The sequence below is a fragment of the Pedobacter sp. Bi27 genome, assembly GCF_918698255.1.
GTDB lineage: Bacteria > Bacteroidota > Bacteroidia > Sphingobacteriales > Sphingobacteriaceae > Pedobacter.
Genome location: NZ_CAKKMW010000001.1, coordinates 796,967 through 816,645, shown reverse-complemented (window position 1 = coordinate 816,645; position 19,679 = coordinate 796,967). Strand labels below are relative to the sequence as shown.

The 19,679-nt window shown below is 36.7% G+C and carries 21 protein-coding genes; 15 read left to right on the top strand and 6 right to left on the bottom strand.

Annotated elements, in window-relative coordinates:
• Positions 1-62 precede the first annotated feature (62 nt).
• The 5 genes from LQ227_RS03100 to LQ227_RS03080 all read right to left on the bottom strand — a co-directional run bounded on the left by LQ227_RS03100 (position 63) and on the right by LQ227_RS03080 (position 5,429).
• Positions 63-941 (bottom strand): DUF6252 family protein, encoded by an 879-nt coding sequence (locus LQ227_RS03100; RefSeq protein WP_230148201.1) that lies wholly within the window; start codon positions 939-941, stop codon positions 63-65.
• A 30-nt stretch (positions 942-971) separates the two neighbouring features.
• Positions 972-1,652 (bottom strand): 2'-5' RNA ligase family protein, encoded by a 681-nt coding sequence (locus LQ227_RS03095; RefSeq protein ID WP_230143572.1) that lies wholly within the window; start codon positions 1,650-1,652, stop codon positions 972-974.
• 92 nt (positions 1,653-1,744) lie between these two features.
• Entirely contained in the window at positions 1,745-3,388 is a 1,644-nt protein-coding gene (locus LQ227_RS03090; protein ID WP_230148199.1) for a glycine--tRNA ligase, read from the bottom strand.
• Positions 3,389-3,807: 419 nt separating this feature from the next.
• The gene (locus LQ227_RS03085; protein ID WP_230146597.1) at positions 3,808-4,011 is read right to left on the bottom strand and encodes a hypothetical protein; all 204 of its coding nucleotides are present in this window, start codon (positions 4,009-4,011) and stop codon (positions 3,808-3,810) included.
• Positions 4,008-5,429 (bottom strand): S8 family serine peptidase, encoded by a 1,422-nt coding sequence (locus tag LQ227_RS03080; protein ID WP_230143578.1) that lies wholly within the window; start codon positions 5,427-5,429, stop codon positions 4,008-4,010. The genes LQ227_RS03085 and LQ227_RS03080 overlap by 4 nt, the downstream gene beginning before the upstream one ends.
• A gap of 351 nt (positions 5,430-5,780) precedes the next feature.
• Here LQ227_RS03080 and LQ227_RS03075 point away from each other — a divergent pair, with 351 nt between their 5' ends.
• From LQ227_RS03075 to LQ227_RS03005, 15 genes are all read left to right on the top strand, one after another.
• On the top strand, positions 5,781-6,335 hold the full coding sequence (locus tag LQ227_RS03075) for a hypothetical protein (RefSeq protein WP_230143579.1): 555 nt from the start codon (positions 5,781-5,783) through the stop codon (positions 6,333-6,335).
• Positions 6,336-6,347: 12 nt separating this feature from the next.
• A complete protein-coding gene (locus LQ227_RS03070; protein ID WP_230148197.1) occupies positions 6,348-6,995 on the top strand; it encodes a hypothetical protein in 648 nt (215 codons plus the stop codon).
• Complete coding sequence (locus LQ227_RS03065) at positions 6,974-7,759, top strand: sensor histidine kinase (protein ID WP_230148196.1); 786 nt, start codon at positions 6,974-6,976, stop codon at positions 7,757-7,759. The genes LQ227_RS03070 and LQ227_RS03065 overlap by 22 nt, the downstream gene beginning before the upstream one ends.
• Entirely contained in the window at positions 7,756-8,388 is a 633-nt protein-coding gene (locus tag LQ227_RS03060) for a response regulator transcription factor (RefSeq protein WP_230143585.1), read from the top strand. Before LQ227_RS03065 ends, LQ227_RS03060 begins: the two co-directional genes overlap by 4 nt.
• 92 nt (positions 8,389-8,480) lie before the next feature.
• Positions 8,481-9,401: a glycerophosphodiester phosphodiesterase family protein gene (locus LQ227_RS03055; RefSeq protein ID WP_230143587.1), complete on the top strand. Its 921-nt coding sequence runs from the start codon at positions 8,481-8,483 to the stop codon at positions 9,399-9,401.
• Positions 9,402-9,487: 86 nt separating this feature from the next.
• Positions 9,488-10,195, top strand: coding sequence for an ATP-binding cassette domain-containing protein (locus LQ227_RS03050; RefSeq protein WP_230148195.1), 708 nt, complete (start codon positions 9,488-9,490; stop codon positions 10,193-10,195).
• 60 nt (positions 10,196-10,255) lie between these two features.
• Positions 10,256-10,741 carry a hypothetical protein gene (locus LQ227_RS03045; RefSeq protein WP_230143590.1) on the top strand — a complete coding sequence of 162 codons (486 nt, stop codon included), beginning with the start codon at positions 10,256-10,258 and terminating at the stop codon, positions 10,739-10,741.
• A gap of 234 nt (positions 10,742-10,975) precedes the next feature.
• Positions 10,976-11,497 carry a hypothetical protein gene (locus LQ227_RS03040; protein ID WP_230143591.1) on the top strand — a complete coding sequence of 174 codons (522 nt, stop codon included), beginning with the start codon at positions 10,976-10,978 and terminating at the stop codon, positions 11,495-11,497.
• Between the two features lie 193 nt (positions 11,498-11,690).
• Positions 11,691-12,347 (top strand): porin family protein, encoded by a 657-nt coding sequence (locus tag LQ227_RS03035; protein ID WP_230143592.1) that lies wholly within the window; start codon positions 11,691-11,693, stop codon positions 12,345-12,347.
• 517 nt (positions 12,348-12,864) lie between these two features.
• Positions 12,865-13,590 carry a gliding motility-associated ABC transporter permease subunit GldF gene (gene gldF, locus LQ227_RS03030; RefSeq protein ID WP_230148194.1) on the top strand — a complete coding sequence of 242 codons (726 nt, stop codon included), beginning with the start codon at positions 12,865-12,867 and terminating at the stop codon, positions 13,588-13,590.
• Positions 13,590-15,275: a gliding motility-associated ABC transporter substrate-binding protein GldG gene (gene gldG / locus LQ227_RS03025; protein WP_230143594.1), complete on the top strand. Its 1,686-nt coding sequence runs from the start codon at positions 13,590-13,592 to the stop codon at positions 15,273-15,275. The genes gldF and gldG overlap by 1 nt, the downstream gene beginning before the upstream one ends.
• Positions 15,276-15,308: 33 nt before the next feature.
• The gene (dnaN, locus tag LQ227_RS03020; protein WP_086545224.1) at positions 15,309-16,433 is read left to right on the top strand and encodes a DNA polymerase III subunit beta; all 1,125 of its coding nucleotides are present in this window, start codon (positions 15,309-15,311) and stop codon (positions 16,431-16,433) included.
• Positions 16,434-16,519: 86 nt separating this feature from the next.
• The gene (locus tag LQ227_RS03015) at positions 16,520-17,197 is read left to right on the top strand and encodes a DUF4397 domain-containing protein (RefSeq protein ID WP_230143595.1); all 678 of its coding nucleotides are present in this window, start codon (positions 16,520-16,522) and stop codon (positions 17,195-17,197) included.
• Positions 17,198-17,256: 59 nt separating this feature from the next.
• Entirely contained in the window at positions 17,257-17,958 is a 702-nt protein-coding gene (locus LQ227_RS03010; RefSeq protein ID WP_230143596.1) for a DUF4397 domain-containing protein, read from the top strand.
• Positions 17,959-18,022: 64 nt separating this feature from the next.
• On the top strand, positions 18,023-18,709 hold the full coding sequence (locus LQ227_RS03005; protein WP_057932398.1) for a DedA family protein: 687 nt from the start codon (positions 18,023-18,025) through the stop codon (positions 18,707-18,709).
• On the opposite strand, the gene LQ227_RS03000 is transcribed toward LQ227_RS03005, so the two are convergent.
• The gene (locus LQ227_RS03000; RefSeq protein WP_230143598.1) at positions 18,710-19,666 is read right to left on the bottom strand and encodes a zinc dependent phospholipase C family protein; all 957 of its coding nucleotides are present in this window, start codon (positions 19,664-19,666) and stop codon (positions 18,710-18,712) included.
• Between the last annotated feature and the right edge of the window lie 13 nt (positions 19,667-19,679).

The window sequence follows — 19,679 nt, the reverse complement described above, 5'->3', positions numbered from 1 at the left end:
ATTATTAAATGCAAAAGCCGCTGATTTTTAAACCAACGGCTTGTATTTTAAAAAGTTAATTCTTATTTTTTGCTAAAGGGTAGGTCAAAAACACCATCTGTTACCGTTACTGATGTATTAATCGTCGTATTTTCATTGGGTGCTTTAAATGAAAATGTTCCTTTTAATTTACCACCAGCTTCACTTGTAATCACCAAAGTGCCACTTGTAGCCGTAAATGAGCCTGTAGGTGTTTGGTCTTTCATGTAAGATCCAATTCCATCGGTTACCAGATCGTATGTGCCTGCGCCTTTATAATCTATTACAGAAAGAATAATTCGTTTATCTCCATTTATAGTTACAATGGTAAGTAAATTCCCAATAATTGGAGTGTTGATTGATATCGCTTCACCGGTAAAACCAATTGTTGTGCCATCTACTTTTGCACTTAAATTATTAGTGCTGTTATTGGTTTCGGGCAGTTTAACCGGAACCAGACTGATCATAAATTGTCCCTCGCTGATGGTTTTACTTGTTGAAGTAGATTGATTTTCTCCTTTAAAGGCAAAAGTACCCTTAATGTATTTGTCTGCTAAATAACTGGTTATCTTTATTGTTCCTGATGTATTGCCTATGTAAGCATCTTGTAATCCGGCTGTACTCAAAAGGTAAATCGCCATATTGTTATCCGATAAATTATAGGTGCCAACACCTTTAAAATCGCCGATCAGCAAACTAAAGCCGGTATTAATTCCTTTGTTGCCTGAGATTTGGACACTTATTTCTCCACCTACATCATAAACCTGGGCAGTAGCTAACGTACATTGCACTAAAGCACCATCAACTTTAGCACTCATGGTAGATAAATCCCATTCCTGATGGTAATCGATTTCTTTTTTACAAGATGACGTAATTAAAAGGCATACCAGTGCCAATAGCGATAATTTGAAAGGTACTTTCACGAGCGTTAATTGTTTGGGTTAATTAATATGCTAAGATAAAGAAAACTGATGCAATTTTTTTACAAATCTTTCCCGCTGGTACCAATCGTTATAAACCAATTCTACTTGCTTCACCTCAAAAGTGCCAAAATCAAAATCCCTATACTTTTCGATAAGACTAAGCAATGCATTTATATGGATTAACCCCGATCTGAAACGGATTACGGTGGCGTGGGCGGTTTGGATGGCATAACGTTTATCGATACTCTGTTGCAGATCTGAATTTTTAAAGCCAGCCCGCAAATCATCTCTGATTTCGTTTAAGGTATCGGTTAAAAAGCCTTGAATTAAAATGCAGGATGGCGATGCCGTAAGTCCTTTAAACTGAATCTTGAAACGCTTATGTCTGGTTAAAACCTCTTGGATGAGCTGAATGTAATCCTGAATATTGATATCCTTTAAATCAAAGCCCTCATAACAGGAAATGATAGACATCAGGGTAATGTGTATGTCAGCATTCTGATAATAATACTGATCAGGTTCAATTGCTTTTGCTTCAGTTAAAAACTGCTGTATTTTACCTTTCGTTTCAGTGTCTGGTCTGATTACCAAGGTAATTCCAAAACGCTGATCATTATCTGAATCGATTAAGTGATCTGTTTCATAATTTCCGGCAGCTATCTTTGTGATTGATTCGGTATAAAGTTGATGGTAATGCTCGGCTAAATTCATTTTTTGTACACAAAAAAGTCGCAGGGTTAAAACCTGCGACTGAATATTATAAATCTACCTTAGACACCTGAGGGCATCTAAGGTGGTTAAAATTATGCCAACAAAGTTTTCCAGCTCACTGCTGATCCTATTATGTTCCCTAAATCGGCTATGGCTACACGTTCCTGCTCCATGCTATCGCGATGGCGGATGGTAACCGTGTTGTCTTCTAAACTCTGGTGATCGACAGTGATACAGAAAGGTGTACCAACAGCATCCTGGCGGCGATAACGTTTACCGATAGCATCTTTCTCTTCATAAATACAGTTAAAATCAAATTTCAAGGTATCCATAATCTCACGGGCCTTTTCAGGTAAACCATCTTTTTTGGTTAATGGGAAAACAGCCACTTTGTATGGCGCTAAAGCTGGATGTAAACGCAATAACGTACGGCTATCCTGCTTATCATCGGTGCTTAAATCCTGCTCTTCAAAAGCATTAATCATGGTTAACAAGAACATACGGTCTAAACCGATGGAAGTTTCGATTACGTACGGAACGTAGTTGCCATAAGGCTTACCTTCTTCATTTAAATCGTTATCGAAATATTGCATTTTCTTGCCAGAAAACTCCTGGTGCTGCGTTAAATCGAAATCGGTACGGCTATGGATCCCCTCAACTTCTTTAAATCCGAATGGAAATTCGAATTCAATATCAGTAGCCGCATTGGCATAGTGTGCTAATTTTACGTGGTCATGATAACGGTATTTTTCAGGCGAAGTACCTAAAGCTTTGTGCCATTTTAAACGTGCTTCTTTCCAGTATTCGAACCATTTTTTGTCTTCACCCGGGCGAACAAAAAATTGCATTTCCATTTGCTCAAATTCGCGCATACGCATAATAAACTGGCGGGCAATTACTTCATTTCTGAAAGCCTTACCAATCTGCGCAATACCGAAAGGAATTTTCATCCTTCCGGATTTTTGAACATTTAAAAAGTTTACGAAAATGCCCTGTGCTGTTTCCGGACGAAGATAAACCTCATCGCTTCCTTCAGCCATTGCACCAAATTGTGTGCTAAACATCAGGTTAAACTGGCGCACATCAGTCCAGTTAGAAGTTTTAGAAATCGGGCAGATTACTTTGTAATCAACAATTAAGTCTTTTAGCTGTGCTAAATTTTCAGATTTAAGCGCAAGGTTCATTTCTACTTCAAGCGTTAAACCCTTTTTAACAAATCTCCAGCTTGCTTCCTCAACAAAAGGATATTTACTGTGATCTAAAATCGTTTCCTCATCTTTAAACGTTGGTACCCAGCTCGCCTGACCTTCATCACTTAAACCCAATATTTCTTGTTGAAATGCCTCAAATTTTGCTTTGTTTTCTGCACTGAAATTGGCCAGTTCCGAATATAGCTCATCAATTTTATTCTCTAATAACTGATCGGCACGGTAACGTTTTTTTGAATCCTTGTTGTCGATCATGGGGTCGTTAAAACCATCAACGTGTCCGCTGGCTTTCCAAACCTTAGGATGCATAAAAATTGCAGAATCAATCCCTACAATGTTTTCATGCATTTGTACCATGGCTTTCCACCAGTAGGTTTTAATGTTGTTTTTTAACTCGGCACCCAATTGGCCATAATCGTAAACGGCACTTAAGCCATCATATATTTCGCTGCTCTGGAATACAAAACCGTATTCTTTAGCGTGTGATATTACATTTTTAAATCGTTCGTCGTTATTCTTTTGAGCCATAATGCAGCAAAGATAATAAAAAGGCGGAGGGTTTAAAGGTATAAGGCTGAAGGTTTTTGATCAATGGCAAAGGAACTGCAGATTTTAGAATTTCTGCACATAACTTAGGTGTTATAAGGTGTCTTAGCTGGTCGGAAACAGACGAAAGGTGTCTTACCTGTCAGCTTATCCGTCCTTAAATTCTTATATGGTTCAAAATAATTTGGAAAGCAATAGTTCTGCTGGTTGGTTTCGGAGCTCCTGCTTTCCGCTTTAATCGTTACACTCGTGCTCGCTTCATCCGATAGCTATCAGATCAGGTTTAGGTGGCTGGAAATGTGAAACTATTAATGTTTAGATATAGGATGCAAAAAAAAATCGGTGCAACTAAATGTCACACCGATTTTTAAAATTAAGAGAGTGATTAGGTTTTTGTTGGCTTAAATGCTGATATCCCTTTCCTCTTCAACACTTAATACGCCATCAATTTTTTTGATATCTGCAATTTTATGATTGCCCGGAACAATTACGATTACGCCAATTGAATCTAAAGCCTCGATATCGTTAACACCGATCTTCTTGAGTTCTTTAACTACTAAATCCATTGTGTTATCCTTTACAGATATTAACCATTTTGTTTTCATCTTATAATTTTTTCAATTGGGCCAATTGGATCGATAGGGAATTTCGGATTAACTAAAATTGGGAATTTATCAATCGGGAATCTATCAATTGGGTATTTTATAAATCTTGTTTTTGTAGGCGCCTGTACCAATCCTGCACCTACATCTCTGCCAGGTAAAGGTAACGTTTTCGCAGTTGAGGTTAATTTTCTCCACAAATTAATTCCCCTCAGGCCCGATGCCTGTGCCCATAGTGCGGCAATACCTGCAACATGTGGGGTAGCCATACTGGTTCCGTTCCAGCTTGCATACTTGGTAGGCAGTTTTGTAGAAGAATACACGTTAACGCCTGGAGCAGCAATGTCTACAGCGCCATAAGTTGGGTAAAGGCCTCCGTTAGAAAAAGCAGCTACGTTCATATTTACATCTACAGCACCCACAGCCATTATTGATGGGCAATTTGCAGGGTGCATTACCTGTCTAACAGTGCCTGGTCTTGCCGAATCGTTTCCTGCAGCAGCAATAATTAGCGTACCTTGTGCTAAAGCACGGGCAGCAGCGGTTTCAAAAACAGCAGAATAGCCTGCTCCGGTTACAAAGCCTCTTAACGACATGCTTACCACATCACAACGGTTGGCAATTGCCCAGTTAATGCCGGCAAGAATGCCCCCATCTCCACCAGAACCACCATTGCTTAAAACTTTTCCGATATAAATACTGGCTGCATAAGCAATACCGTATCTTTCTGTTGCCGATGGCGAACTAGAAGGACCACAGGCAGTACCCGTACAGTGTGTGCCGTGGCCATGTCCATCCTGTGTACTTTCTCCGCTAATAAAACTTTGATGAACAACAGGACGGCCAGCAAAATCAGGGTGGTTAAAGTCGAAACCAGTATCCAATATGGCTACTTTAATGCCTGCACCGTTGTAAGGGTTGTACCTTAAAAAGCTAGTTGGCACAACATTGGTTGCTTTTAATCCCCAGGTAGCACCAACAGATTCTACTTCCGATTCTTGCTCTTCATAATTGTAATCTTCTGTTTCGCTTCCAACCAATACATTGGTCATTTGGTTTACCGCATCTCTGTAGCCCTCAACATAGTTTTGGGTACTTTCATCCAGCATTCCAATAGCATAAACTACTCTTTCCTTTTCTACAATCATTTCACTTTCGCCTAAACTGCTGATTGAATTTTCAATTTTTGGTTTTTCGTTTACGATAGCGATTCCCAGCTTATCTAGTATAATACCATCAGTTTTAGCGAGGTCTTTATCTGTGAAAAACTCGTTTTCAAATTCTAAAGAGCTTTTTAGGTTCAGCCCGCTAATAGAATTGATCTGGTTAATAGAATCGGAGGTGTTGGATCCTTCTGGTAGTAATACAAGGTATCTTCCTGTGTACTCTACTTTTTCTTCTTTTTTCAAGGTTTTTGACATGGTTTAAGTTTTTTAAGTTTTGCCTACTCTGTTTAGGATTTTCGGCTTATTCCCATTGGTGTTTTTTGTTGTTAAACACTAATCCAAAGTTGAAACAGTTGGCGCAGAAAAACCTTAGGTAAAACACTAGAAATCAATGGTGAAAGCAACAAAATAAAAAGTGGTAAAAACAACAATAAAATATGGGGAAAACCCCATCTGTTATCTATAAAAGTTTTATCACATTTGGGAATAAAAGTTAACTTTAATTAAAACTAAAAAATTATGGAAATGCAACATCTACCTAGCTATGCTATCGTATTTTTATGTGGGGTACTAGTATGTTATCTGTTACTAAAACTAATCGATCTTATGAAAACAAATGAAAGGCGGGGACGTCCAAATACGATGGATCCGGCAATAATCCAACAAATGGTAGATAATTACCGCAACAACCATTTAGCAGCAATTAATAAAGTATTGGGAATAAACGATGCCCATTCTGTTTCTTTCGGTTTAAAAACCCTAAAAAAATTCATCGCTGATATCGAATTTTTTAGTAAAAAAGTAGATCCGCGCATTGCTGATGGTGCATTGGGTATCCGTTTCTACTATGCTGCCTATCCAAAAGACAACGAATGGAATGGTTTTGAGGATGAGAAATCGATAGGGAAAAATTATGCCCAAAAACATACACTTGTGATGATCCCTACTTTAAAGAAGAAGAGCAGCGATGGAAGCTACCAGGATTACGACTTTAACCCTTTAGACCGTACTACTTTTCCGCTAAAAGAAAGAGAAAAAGAGCAACCCATTACCTTAATGGCCATGAGTTCGGATAGTAGTGACAGTCAATCGCGTGAGGTAATGGCTCAAAACCATGGACAAACCATTCCACCAGCCGATTCAGCAATAGAAACTTATTAATATCTTAATGAAATGAACGACTTCCAGAAATTTCTGAGCGACATTTTTCTCTGGATTGAAGGAGTGGCTGCATTGATTGCGTTTTGCTACTTTAAACGGTTAAAGGGGCAACATTGGAGGTATTTTATCTATTATCTGATCATTATTTTTATCTGTGAAGTAATTGGGAAATGGGGGGGAGAATATATCAGCTTTTCAAAAACTAAATATTATAACTATATCGTTATCCCTTTCCAGTTTATCTTTTTTTACTGGCTTTATGCAGTAAAATCATTTAAGGATAAAAGACTATTTGTGATACTCTCTTTGTTGTACATAATTTCATTTATACTCAGCAGATTATTCTTTAAGGAAAGTAAAGTATATTTTTCCTTTAGCTATACTTTTGGATGTTTACTCTTAATGTTTTTGGTTATCAAAGAATATTATAATCAGGTAAACTCAATCAACATTCTCAACTTTCATGAAAATAGAATGTTTTATATTAATTTAGGCGTAACCTTATTCTATATCGGTACATTACCTTTTCTTACGTTTTATTCCTTATTGCGGGCTTATATCCAGATTTGGAATATTTATTTCGATTATTTTCTGGTATCAGGGATTGTAATGTATGTATTATTCTCAATTTCATTTATATGGGGAAAACAGAGCTCTTAATTACCATCATCCTTTTTAACCTGTTTTTCGTGCTCTTTGTAGTCGCCATTGTGGTCTATATTAAAAAATATAAAGAACGGAAAAGGGAATATCTGAATGAAATCAAAATTACCAACGAAATACATCAGAAGGAACTTTTAACTACCCAGTTAGAAATACAACAGGCCACCATGCAGCAGATTGGCCGTGAACTACACGATAATATCGGGCAGAAGTTAACATTGGTGAGCCTTTATACCCAACAGCTGGTGCACGAAAACAAAGTGCCTCAGGCAAGTAAAAGAATTGAGCAGATTTATCAGATCATTAATTCATCGTTGCAAGACTTGAGGAGTTTGTCGAAAAACTTAACGAACGATAATATAAGTGAAAATGAAATTGTAACTTTAATACAGGAAGAAGTGAACAACCTCAATGCTTTGAAAAAATGTAAGGTAATCTTTCAATACAATTGCGAAAGTATAGATCTGGAGTTTGTAAAAAAGAATGTATTATTAAGGATAACACAAGAATTTCTTCAAAATAGCTTAAAGCATGCACATTGCAGCAATATCAAAATTCAGTTAAATTCTTCTCCTGAAGTTTTTTTAACATTAAAAATACAGGATGATGGAGTAGGATTTGATTATACTAAAATCACTTCTGATGGTATAGGATTAAAAAACATGAAAAAAAGAGCCGAAATTATCGGTGGACAATTTAATTTAGAAAGCAAACCCGGTTTAGGCACTACACTTACTATTATTTTAAATGGCCCGGCATGAAAAAAACTATAGTTATTGTTGATGATCATATCCTGATAGCAAAGGCACTTCAGGGCATTATAGATAATTTTGCAGCCTTTGAAGTGATGTATGTTTGTGAGAACGGAAAAGAGCTGATTAAAAACTTCGAAAACAGCAGTAAAATTCCCGATATTTTGCTTTTGGATATTAGTATGCCCATTATGGATGGTTTTGAAACCGTAACCTGGGTAACTGCGCACCATCCAGAGGTAAAAGTAATGGCCCTGAGTATGCAGGGTGAAGAGAAAAGTGTGATTAAAATGGTTAGCAACGGTGCTAAAGGCTACCTGCTAAAAAATGCGCATCCGGTAGAGCTCGAAAACGCGCTCACAAAATTGAATATCAACGGATTTTTTTACCCTGACTGGGCATCAAAAATCATTTTCTCCAGCCTCAATAAAACCAAAGATGTTGAGATCAAAATTTCAGATCGGGAGAAAGAGTTTTTAAAATACACTGTTACCGAACTTAATTATAAGGAAATAGCTGATAAAATGTTCTGTAGTCCACGTACTGTTGAAAGCTATCGCGATCAGTTATGCGAAAAACTCGAACTTAAAACCAGGGTAGGATTGGCTGTTTTTGCCATCAAAAATGGCTTTGCGTAAAGGTTAATTATTTAAAAGTATGAATGGTAAACTGATATGATAGCGCGATTATCAGATTTCAACAATTAACCAATTAACCTTACTTTTGAAGCATGAAATTCCATCATTTGCTATTTTTGGTTGTGGTTGCAGTTTTTACCTCATGCAAACCAGAAGAAAAAAGCCATCAATATATTAAGTTTAATACACCCACGGAGTTATATCAATTCTTAAAATGGTCGCCCGAAAACCGTTTTCCATTAATCAGTGCTCATCGTGGTGGCCCAATGCCTGGTTTTCCTGAAAACTGTATCGAAACTTTCGATAATGCTACCACCTATAATCCAGTAATAATCGAATTCGACATTGCTTACAGTAAAGATTCGGTTATGGTGATTATGCACGATGATCGGCTCGATCGCACTTCGACAGGAAAAGGACCGATTGGCAATTATACTTATCAAGAACTGAAGGCTTTTAATCTTAAAGACGATGAGGGAAAAGAAACAAAATTTAAAATCCCGACTTTAGATAGTGTATTGAGCTGGAGCAAAGGAAAAGTTCTATTAACCATCGATTTGAAAAAGGGTGTTTCTTATGCCAAAGTGATCGAAAAGGTAAGACAGTATAAAGTAGAAAGTAATTCAATAATCATTACCTATACGGCCAACCAGGCTAAGGAGGTACATCAATTGGCACCCGAACTCATGATTTCAGCTTCCATTCAAAAGAAAGCAGAATTGAAACGTTTAAATAGCTTGGGTATACCTAATAACCGTATTGTAGCTTTTGTTGGTGTTTCTGCCCCGGATAAAGAATTGTACCAATACCTGCACAACAAAGGCATTACCACTATTTTAGGCACCATGGGGAATATTGATAAAAGCGCCATTGCCAGTCCGGTAAAAAATGTTTATTATCATTTGGTTAATAATGGTGCAGATATTTTATCTAGCGACAATTTACCACAGGCATCAGAAGAACTGGATAAGTTTAGGTATAATAAAAAAATAAGTTCAGTGCATATAAATTAACCACAGATGGAAAGGATGAACACAGATCGGTTTAACAATTATGAAATCTGTGTTTATTTGTGCAAATCTGTGGTAAAAAACATAATATGAGTATTTCAGTTAAAAATCTTTCTAAACATTACGATAAGCAAAGGGCGGTTGATTCGATTAGCTTTGAAGCCAGGCCAGGTCGTATTTTGGGTTTTCTTGGGCCTAATGGAGCTGGTAAATCTACAACCATGCGTATGCTTACCGGTTATTTAGAACCTACATTTGGTGAGGCTGAAATTTTTGGTAAAAGCATTCTTTCTGATGCCCTTGAAGCTAAAAAACATATTGGCTACCTGCCTGAAAATACACCGCTTTATACTGATATGTACGTAAAGGAATTTTTAAATTTTGTTGGTCAAACGTATAAACTTACCAATTTACCTGCGCGGATAGATGAAGTCATCAAAATCGTAGGCTTAACACCAGAGCAGCATAAAAAAATTGGTGCGTTATCCAAAGGGTATCGTCAAAGGGTAGGTTTGGCCCAGGCGATAATCCATAATCCAGCGGTTTTAATTTTAGATGAACCCACTTCCGGTTTAGACCCAAACCAATTGGTTGATATCAGGCAGCTGATCAAAACATTAGGTGCAGCTAAAACGGTTGTCATTTCCACCCACATTATGCAAGAGGTTGAAGCCATATGCGATGACATCATCATCATTAGCAAAGGTAAAATCGTAGCGAAAGATTCGCTCGAAGGCCTAAAAAAAATACATAAACAACAATCATTAGAAGCTATTTTCAGAAAACTTACTGCTTAATTCATGCTTTACCAAAAAATAAAAAACGCCTTAATAGTCCTTCTATTTTTAACACCTGTTATGTTGAAAGCCCAAAATAGCGCTAATATAGGTATGGGTGCCGAAATAGGTTTGCCATCGGGTAACTTCGTTAATTTATCCGGAATAGGTTTAGGCGCATCAATAAAAGCCGATTTCCCAATAGCTGCTGATTTTGCCATATCCTTAAACGGAGGTTTTATGAATTTTTTTGGTAAGCGAAACCAGCTTTTTAAGGTTCAGGATTTGACTTATATCCCTGTTAAAGCTGGCCTGAAATATCAGCTGGGAGAAAGTTTTTACGCCGAAGGGCAGTTAGGGGCAGCATTGCCATTAAATAATGGACAAAAAACGGTATTTGTTTGGTCGCCTGGTATAGGAAATCAATTTAAGCTATCTGGTGAAAATAAACTCGATTTAGGGATCAGATATGAAGCATGGACAGGTAAAAATGAATTGTCTGATTTAAATAAGACCAATACCAAAGGTTTTGTTGGAATCAGATTTGCGTATGTTTTTGGACTATAGTCAATAACTGTAAGATTATTCTTTCCTTTTCTTCAATTTGTTCATCAAAGGCTACAATATATAAGCGCAAGTTAAGGTTTACAACTTTTTGGAATAAAAATTTGTTACGTGTAACTATATGTTTATCAGCATTTTAAATGTTTATTTTTGCTTTTTTTATTTTGTTTGTAACGTTTTTGGCATCATGCTTGTCTATAAAAGCAAAATAATTAACGAACAATAAATAAAAATCACATGAAAAAAGTATTACTTTCTTTATTAATGGTTGCAGGCCTAGGCTTTGCAGCTTCAGCTCAAACAGAAGGAGCGGTTAACAAAATTAGTGTTGGACCAGATTTCTTATTGCCTGTTGGTGATAATACAAATGGACTAAGCTTGGGCTATGGAGGTTCAGTAATGGGTGAATTTAACGTTGCCAAATCATTGAACTTAACTGCATCAGCAGGTTATATTTCAGTAGCTCCAGAAAAGGCTTGGAAAGATCTTGGTGCTACTAATTCAGGAGTTATTCCTTTGAAAGCAGGTGCTAAATATTATTTTGGTGGTAACTTTTACGGAGCTGGCGAATTAGGTGCTGCAATTTTTACCGAAAATAATGGGGGTACCGCATTTTCTTACGCTCCAACTTTAGGTGCTTCATTTTCAGTATCTGATAAATCAAGTATTGACTTAGGAGTACGCTATGAAGGATGGTCGAAAAACAGCACTACCTTATCATTTGTAGGTATCCGCGCTGCCTTTGCTTTCGGTTTATAGTATTAAACCATAATTTATTTAGAAGCCCCCAAGAAATTGGGGGCTTTGTTGTTTATCACCTATTTAAAGTTGCATCGGTTACAAAATAATTTTAACTATCAAGTTAGTTTGTTTATCATTGTATGTTTTTACCAAATAGGCGAAGGCACGTAAACTAAAAAATAATTTTCAAAAACAACTCTCAAAAAATCAGATGAAAAAACTAGTATTATCTTTATTAACAGTTGCAAGTTTAGGCTTTGCAGCTTCAGCTCAATCAAACAAACCTGTAATTTTTGGCGTGAAAGCCGGGGTGGCCTTTCCAAACATGACCATCTCCTCAGGAAATGCATCGGTAAGTTTTGATGCAAAAACATCTTATTATGTTGGCGGTACGGCCGAATTTGTACTGTCTGATGTAATTTCAATTCAACCTGGTTTAACTTTTATAAACAAAGGAACAAAACTGACAAACGGCGACATTAACTTTGAGGATAATGACATTGCAACTACTGAAGATGCAACATTAAACTTTAAATATTTGGAGTTACCAGTAAACCTATTGGCGAATTTTAAAGTAGGAAACGCTGGTAAAGTATTTCTAGGTGCCGGACCGTACTTTGCTTACACATTAAGCGCAAATGGTAAATATGGGTCGATAAAAGAAGATATTAAATTTGGTGAAGCAGAATCAGAATTTAAACGGACGGATTTTGGTTTAAACTTTTTAGCCGGTTACCAATTAAACAATGGCTTTAATATTCATGCAGGCTACGGATTGGGACTAAGCAGTATAGCAGATACAGATCTCTCTGACGAAATTACCTTTAAAAATAAAGTTTTCTCAGTAGGGGTAGGTTTTTCTTTCTAAACCAGCCGAGAAATAAAGAAGAGGTTGTATCACAAAGACAATTTCTCCTCAGATTTTGTCATGTTATCCAAAGGACTCTTACGGAGAGCCTGTCGAAACACATAAAAGTTGTTCAACTAAGTCTTCGACAGGCTACCATTGGCAGAATCCCTAGAAAGGTCGTCATTGCGAGGAACGAAGATAACCGAACGAAGCGAGCTCATGAATGCCTTTAAAAACAACTGCATAAATGAATAATCTTAATGCGCACGCTAGTAGCGATCGTTGTAAGATTGCTTCGTCGGCTGAAAAAGCCTTCTCGCAATGACGATTCCTCACAGCTTATTTACCGCACAAAAAAAAATCTCTGTAATCTGTATCGGTTTTATAAAATAAATTATCCTTTAGGATGACAATCCGAAATTTATGATACGGCCTCTTTTTAAATTTAAGTATCACTGATTGGTAATACATTCATTTAATCAATTCCTTTTAAATTTGCAGGAATAAATGGTTAACTTCGGCGTTTTAATAGCACATGTACGCAGTTTTTAAACGCGAGTTATTCAGTTTCTTAAGTTCGATGGTTGCTTATATTACCATTGGCATTTTTCTATTGGTTTCTGGCCTGTTACTCTGGTTTTTTCCTGATACCTCGGTGCTTGATTATGGTTATGCCGAACTTGATGTTTTTTTCAGTTTAGTGCCTTATCTTTTCATGTTTCTTATTCCAGCCATTACCATGCGTTCTTTTGCTGAAGAGCGGAGAGAGGGAACCTATGAGCTTTTAATTACCCGGCCCATCCAAATCTGGCAGATTGTTGTGGCAAAGTACTTAGCAAGTTTGGTTCTGGTATTATTTGCCCTAATCCCGACATTAATTTATTACTATAGCATTTCAAAGCTGGGTTTTCCTGAAGGAAATATTGATTCGGGATCAGTTATTGGCTCTTATATCGGTTTATTTTTATTGGGTGCTGCCTTTACATCCATTGGCATTTTTTCATCTGCATTGACTAAAAATCAGGTGATTGCCTTTGTGATCAGTGCTGCTTTATGTGCATTCGCTTTTTTAGGTTTTGATTACAGCAGTCAGCTTGCTGCATTTCAAAGTATGGAACATATCATTAGCAATTTAGGGATTAATCAACATTATACTTCGATAAGCCGTGGTGTTTTAGATACCAGAGATCTAATTTACTTTATTTCTTTTTCAGTGCTGTTTTTATTGTTCACCAAAATAATAATAGGAGGGAAACGATAATGAAGCTGAAGAATAAATGGCTTAATGCTATCATCGTTATAGCCACGTTAATTATTTTAAATATCGTAGGTAAGTACGCTTTTCATCGTTTTGATTTTACTGCCGATAAGCGTTTTACTTTAAGTGATAAAACGAAATCTTTATTGGAGCAAAATAAAAAACCGGTAATCATTACGGTATTTTTAGCGGGAGAGTTACCACCTGCGTTTAAACGCTTGCAGACTGCGGTGTCAGATATTTTATCTGATTATCAAGCCTATGCTAAAACCGAGGTCAAGGTGGTTTTTGTTGATCCGATAGCGGGACTTAATCAGGCTGATCAAGATACAGTAATCAATAATTTGTACGAGAGCGGTATAGAAGCAACCAGTTTAAGTGTTAAAACTGAAAGTGGATTAACGCAGAAGCTCGTATTTCCGATGGCGATGATGGAAAGCGAAGGAAAGGAATTTCCCATTAAACTCTTTCAAAATTTAGATACCCGCGGAAATTACGAAGACAATATAAACCGCTCAATTGAAAACTTGGAGTATCTTTTTACTTCGAGTTTAAAGAAAGTACTTTCGGGTGATAACCCTCGGATTGGCTTCTCGGAATCAAATGGCGAACTGTCTGATTTACAATTGGCTGATGCCATTCACACCCTATCTAGCAGTTATCTGGTTGGCCGTATTGATTTAAATAGCATTGATAAAACAGGGCTTGATAAATTGAAAATGTTGATTATTGCCAAACCCAAAAAACCTTTTACAGAAACTGAGAAATACAAAATTAACTATTTCGTAATGAACGGCGGGAGGGTACTTTGGAGCATTGATCAGGTAAATGCCGAATTGGATAGCTTGCGGGGAAAAAGTGGTCAGATGGCTGTTAACAGTAATTTGAACCTTGATGATATGCTTTTTATGTACGGTGCAAGGATTAATTATAATATTATTGCCGATCCGGCAAACAGTGCCGAAATTCCGGTTTCTACGGGTGTTGTAGGCGGGCAGAACCAGATGCAACTGGTGCCTTGGATCTATTACCCGATTTTATTGCCCGATACTGCTGAAAGTGTTGTGAAAAAGCTGGATGGTGTAAAATCTGAATTTCCAAGTACAGTAGATACTATTGGTGTTAAAGGTGTAAAAAAATCGTATATTTTAGCTACATCTCCCTATAATAAAGTGTATAATGTGCCGAAATTGTTTAGCTTGCAAATGGTGAGCGAACAGTTAGACCCACGGTCTTTCCAAAGTAAACCACAGCATGTTGGTTTAATGTTGGAAGGTAATTTTCCATCGGTTTTTGCCGGGCGCCCTTTACCAGCTACCATTACGCAACCTTACACCCTGGAAAGTATAAGTAAACCGGCTAAAATGATTGTGATAGGAGATGGCGATATTTTTAAAAACCAGGTATCGGAGCAAAATGGAACCCCTTTTCCACTAGGTTTCGACCGTTATTCGCAGCGTACTTTTGGTAATAAGGCCTTATTGCTCAATATTGTTGATTATTTTACGGATAACAACAACTTAATTGCGCTACGGAATAAAGAAGTAAAAATCAGATTGTTGGATAAAGCCAAAATTAAGCTCGAAAAAACGAAATGGCAATTTATAAATGTAGTGGCACCCTTGCTATTGTTAATATTCTTTGCGATTTTTCAACATTATCACCGCAAATACAAGTACGCTAAATAATTTTTATATTTTTGAAGAAGACTAAATAATATCATGAGATTTATTGTATCCACATCAACTCTATTAAAACACTTACAAACCGTAAATGGTGCATCAAGCAGCAGTACGGTTTTGCCTATATTAGAAAATTTTCTCTTCGAAATTAAAGATGGAAACTTAACTATCTCTGCTACCGATCTGCAAACCAGCATGACAACTGCTTTGGCTGTAGAATCAAAGGAAGAAGGTAAAGTAGCTGTTCCATCTAAAATTTTATTAGATACGCTTAAAACATTGCCAGATCAGCCTATCGCATTTAATATCGATGATAGTACTTTTGCGATCGAGATCAGTGCCGGAGATGGTAAGTATAAATTAAGTGGTGAAAATGGTGATGATTTTCCGAAGATTCCAGTAGTAGAAAACGCGTCTTCTGTAAACTTACCTGCGTCTGTTTTAACTGAAGCCATTACAAAAACTATTTTTGCGGTAAGTAACGATGAGTTGCGCCCGGCTATGACAGGTGTATTCTGTCAGTTATCCCCTCAGCACATTACCTTTGTAGCTACCGATGCACATAAATTGGTGAGATACCGTCGTATGGATAGCAAAGCAGATAAAGCAACATCATTTATTCTCCCTAAAAAAGCTTTAACACTTTTGAAGGCTGCTTTACCTTCAACTGATATTAATGTATCAGTAGATTATAATGCAACAAGCGCTTTCTTTAAGTTCGAAAATATCAATTTAGTGTGTCGTTTAATAGACGAGCGCTATCCAGATTATGAGGCGGTAATTCCAACCAATAACCCTAACAAACTAATTATCGACAGAAGTTTGTTTTTAAATACACTTCGTAGGGTTGTAATTTTTGCGAATAAAACGACACATCAGGTAAGACTGAAAATTAGCGGAAGCGAATTGAATATCTCTTCAGAAGATTTAGATTTTGCTAATGAAGCACACGAGCGTTTAAGCTGCCAGTATGATGGTGAAGACCTCGAAATAGGCTTTAATGCACGCTTTTTAATCGAAATGTTGAGTAATTTAAGTGGTGATGAAGTTACTTTAGAGCTTTCGACACCAAATAGAGCAGGGCTTTTAATTCCACAAACCAATGATGAAAATGAGGATGTTTTAATGTTGGTGATGCCTGTGATGCTAAATAATAGTTATTAAAAAAAAAACTAATTTGTTAGTTTTATTAACAAAGTGGCTTGGTTTTTGACCGAGCCATTTTTGTTTATAACCAACTAACACAACCAATGAAAATCTATAACAACCTCTCGAAATCACTGCTTTTGCTCGCTGTCTTATGTAGTATAGGCCTATTATCCTGTAAAAAGGACAATCCAGATGAAGTAGTGAAAGGCCAGGCCAAGGTAAAAATGGTCAATGCATCACTGGCCGATGTGCATCAAGATGTTTATTTAGATAATGAAAAATTAACCACTGTTTCTTTAGCCTTTGGCGAAACCAGCGATTACGTAAAAATACCTTCTGGTAATAGAAATGTTTCTTATGCCGGCACAAATAATACCACTACAGATACCTCTTTAAACTTTACACCATCTATTACTTACACTACTTTTTTGGTTACCAATAAAAAAGGAGAGATGGAAATAGTGAGTTATGAAGATAATTTAAGTAATACAGAATCAGATAAAGCTAAAATCAAACTAATTAATCTGACGCCAAATTTTGCCACTGGCATAAATGTTATGGTACAAGGCGGTACCCAATTCGTAAATGGATTGGCTTTTAAAGAAGCGTCAAGCTATTTTACAGTAGATACTGGATTCAATTTAAGATATAATGTAGTAGGCTCTGGTAATGTTAAAACCATCCAAAGTACAGCTTTAGAAGGAGGAAAGATATATACCATTTGGTTTAGTGGTACAACGGCAGCAACCTTAGAAGCACATATCATTACCGATAATTAATTTCAAAGTTTAATATGCTTTCTGCTATCTTTACGTTTTATTAGCATCAGCGATTAATTATGAAAAACAAAGTATTGTTTCCTAAAATATTTCTTCTTCTTATACTTGCCGTTTTAATCAGCTCATGCATCAAAAACGATAATTTAATTGAAGGTGATGCTAAAGTTCGATTCTTTCAGGCTGCTTCGACTGATACTACGCAAAGTTTCTATTTAAATGGAATACAAATAGGAACACCTGTTGCTTACAATACAAACACAAGTTATGTGGTTGTTGCAGGTGATGCTGCTTATAATATAACCACACGAAATATAAATACTGGTGTTGATGTGGCTTCATTAGGAGAACAAACATTTAAAATTGGACAAAATTATTCTGTTTTTTATTATAAAGAAAAAACTGGTGATCCTGCAAAATTGAAAGTTTATACCGATGATGTAAAACCAGATCTTGATTCAGCTAAACTAACTTTTTTAAACCTTGGTTACACACTAGGCTCTAGTGTTATAATTACTGATAGCACAGATACAGCCAAACCTGTAGAATCTACAATTGCATATGGAGCGATTAAAACTTTAAAGGTTAAAGTTAATAAAAACATGAAATTTGCCTTTAAATTAACTAGTCCTACTGCGACAAACCCACCGCCTGTGGTACAACGATTAGATTCTCTTAATATTAATAATGGTAGGGTTTACCTTATATTATTTGATGGCGATAAAAAGGGAGAACTTAAAAATCGAATCATCTCAGCCAACTAATTTTATTGCAATATACTAGCATTTAATCCCTTTGATATTCATACTTTTGCCCAAAATTAGATAAATGGAACTACTACAGCAGCTTATAGATTTTATTCTTCATATCGACGTACATTTAGCTGAAATTGTTAACGAATACCGTACCTGGACTTACCTCATCTTATTCCTGATTATTTTTGCCGAAACTGGTTTTGTGGTAACACCGTTCCTTCCTGGCGATTCGTTGCTTTTTGCAATGGGCGCTTTAATTGCAGGTGAACATGAAACTGGTTTAAATATCTGGATCATGCTCATTATTTTAATTGTAGCAGCAATTTTAGGAAATACAGTTAACTATAAACTCGGGAGTGTTTTAGGCGCAGGTGTATTTAAAGAAAAAAATAAGATTTTGAAGCTTAAATATTATCATCAATCTCACGAATTTTTTGAGAAACATGGTGGTAAGGCTATTATGTTGAGTAGGTTTTTGCCAATTTTCAGAACCATTGCACCATTTGTAGCTGGAATAGCCAAAATGCCTTTCGGTCGTTTTACCTATTATAACATTATTGGTGGAGTAGCCTGGATATTTGCATTGTTGTTAGGCGGTTATCTATTAGGACAGATTCCGGTAATTAAAAACAACTTCGAACTGGTTATCATTTTTATTGCTGTGGTAACATTTGTTCCCGCCATCTGGGCAGCTGTTAGGAGCCGTTTTCAACCTAAAAAGATTGAGGCAATTATTGAAGGAGAGGATACAAAGGCATAATTATAGTTCCCTACCAATTAGGGAACCATTTTGATATTTTCTTTCTACCGCCTCACTTTCTATTTTCTCATCAGGTAATAACGCTATTTTAATCAGGTTTTTAAGCACTGGCTGACCCGCATCAACCCAGGCAGAATACCAGAATGATCCCGTTTTTAATATGGCAGCACGCATTTGCTTTTCTACCATGTTATTCATTTTAGTATGGTAAGCTTTTGAATAGGCCATAGCGTATTGTTTCAGTACAGTATTATTCCTTTCAGAAAAGCTATACTTTTTGTCGGAAGGAAATGATGCATTCAGTTCAGCTTCGAAAGTTAATACGGTATCAACCAAACTGTGCGTGTGTTTAAGTATTTTCCAGATTTCTTGTAGTGGGTTTTCAATATAATCTGCCTTGCCAACAACAAAATTGTACTGAGTTGAAAACAATTCGGGTAAACGGCTTTCCCAAAAGGCATGTATACCTACCTGATTGGTGAGTTGACCATTGTGGTTGGCAGTAGTATGTAAAGGAACGTGAGCATCACCAATGTAATGGCCCAGGTCTGCAGAATATTTTAGGATTTTTACCGAATCACGCATTTTAAAGGCTTTAACTAAACCATAATAACTACGCTGTATTTGCCAGGGGATAATACCATCAGTGTTTAGCTTTTTTTTGCCGTACTTAGCTAAGGCATCATCCCATTTTTCGGGAATACTATCAATATTTTTCTCATAGTTCTCCACATCGAGGTAGTGCCGTGGTGCTTCGAGCGTGTCAGCATACCTCCGTTTGTCTGGGTCAACGGCATGTTCGGTAATGTATTTGATATTCCTTTTATAGAAACCGATCATATCAGAGGGCAAAGTGAAAACAGCAAGGTTGTTTATCCTTTGATGTGCAAAGAAGCCCCAAGAGGTACAAAGAAATATAGGGATGATTAACGCGGTTAAAATCGTTAATCTTTTCATATAACCCAAGATA

What these genes read in the sequence shown, in the direction of transcription:
- LQ227_RS03095 (WP_230143572.1), bottom strand. Translation starts at nt 1,652, where the DNA reads ATGAATTTAGCCGAGCATTACCATCAACTTTATACCGAATCAATCACA.
- LQ227_RS03090 (WP_230148199.1), bottom strand. Translation starts at nt 3,388, where the DNA reads ATGGCTCAAAAGAATAACGACGAACGATTTAAAAATGTAATATCACAC.
- LQ227_RS03085 (WP_230146597.1), bottom strand. Translation starts at nt 4,011, where the DNA reads ATGAAAACAAAATGGTTAATATCTGTAAAGGATAACACAATGGATTTA.
- LQ227_RS03080 (WP_230143578.1), bottom strand. Translation starts at nt 5,429, where the DNA reads ATGTCAAAAACCTTGAAAAAAGAAGAAAAAGTAGAGTACACAGGAAGA.
- LQ227_RS03075 (WP_230143579.1), top strand. Translation starts at nt 5,781, where the DNA reads ATGAAAACAAATGAAAGGCGGGGACGTCCAAATACGATGGATCCGGCA.
- LQ227_RS03070 (WP_230148197.1), top strand. Translation starts at nt 6,348, where the DNA reads ATGAACGACTTCCAGAAATTTCTGAGCGACATTTTTCTCTGGATTGAA.
- LQ227_RS03065 (WP_230148196.1), top strand. Translation starts at nt 6,974, where the DNA reads ATGGGGAAAACAGAGCTCTTAATTACCATCATCCTTTTTAACCTGTTT.
- LQ227_RS03060 (WP_230143585.1), top strand. Translation starts at nt 7,756, where the DNA reads ATGAAAAAAACTATAGTTATTGTTGATGATCATATCCTGATAGCAAAG.
- LQ227_RS03055 (WP_230143587.1), top strand. Translation starts at nt 8,481, where the DNA reads ATGAAATTCCATCATTTGCTATTTTTGGTTGTGGTTGCAGTTTTTACC.
- LQ227_RS03050 (WP_230148195.1), top strand. Translation starts at nt 9,488, where the DNA reads ATGAGTATTTCAGTTAAAAATCTTTCTAAACATTACGATAAGCAAAGG.
- LQ227_RS03045 (WP_230143590.1), top strand. Translation starts at nt 10,256, where the DNA reads ATGTTGAAAGCCCAAAATAGCGCTAATATAGGTATGGGTGCCGAAATA.
- LQ227_RS03040 (WP_230143591.1), top strand. Translation starts at nt 10,976, where the DNA reads ATGAAAAAAGTATTACTTTCTTTATTAATGGTTGCAGGCCTAGGCTTT.
- LQ227_RS03035 (WP_230143592.1), top strand. Translation starts at nt 11,691, where the DNA reads ATGAAAAAACTAGTATTATCTTTATTAACAGTTGCAAGTTTAGGCTTT.
- gldF (WP_230148194.1), top strand. Translation starts at nt 12,865, where the DNA reads ATGTACGCAGTTTTTAAACGCGAGTTATTCAGTTTCTTAAGTTCGATG.
- gldG (WP_230143594.1), top strand. Translation starts at nt 13,590, where the DNA reads ATGAAGCTGAAGAATAAATGGCTTAATGCTATCATCGTTATAGCCACG.
- dnaN (WP_086545224.1), top strand. Translation starts at nt 15,309, where the DNA reads ATGAGATTTATTGTATCCACATCAACTCTATTAAAACACTTACAAACC.
- LQ227_RS03015 (WP_230143595.1), top strand. Translation starts at nt 16,520, where the DNA reads ATGAAAATCTATAACAACCTCTCGAAATCACTGCTTTTGCTCGCTGTC.
- LQ227_RS03010 (WP_230143596.1), top strand. Translation starts at nt 17,257, where the DNA reads ATGAAAAACAAAGTATTGTTTCCTAAAATATTTCTTCTTCTTATACTT.
- LQ227_RS03005 (WP_057932398.1), top strand. Translation starts at nt 18,023, where the DNA reads ATGGAACTACTACAGCAGCTTATAGATTTTATTCTTCATATCGACGTA.
- LQ227_RS03000 (WP_230143598.1), bottom strand. Translation starts at nt 19,666, where the DNA reads ATGAAAAGATTAACGATTTTAACCGCGTTAATCATCCCTATATTTCTT.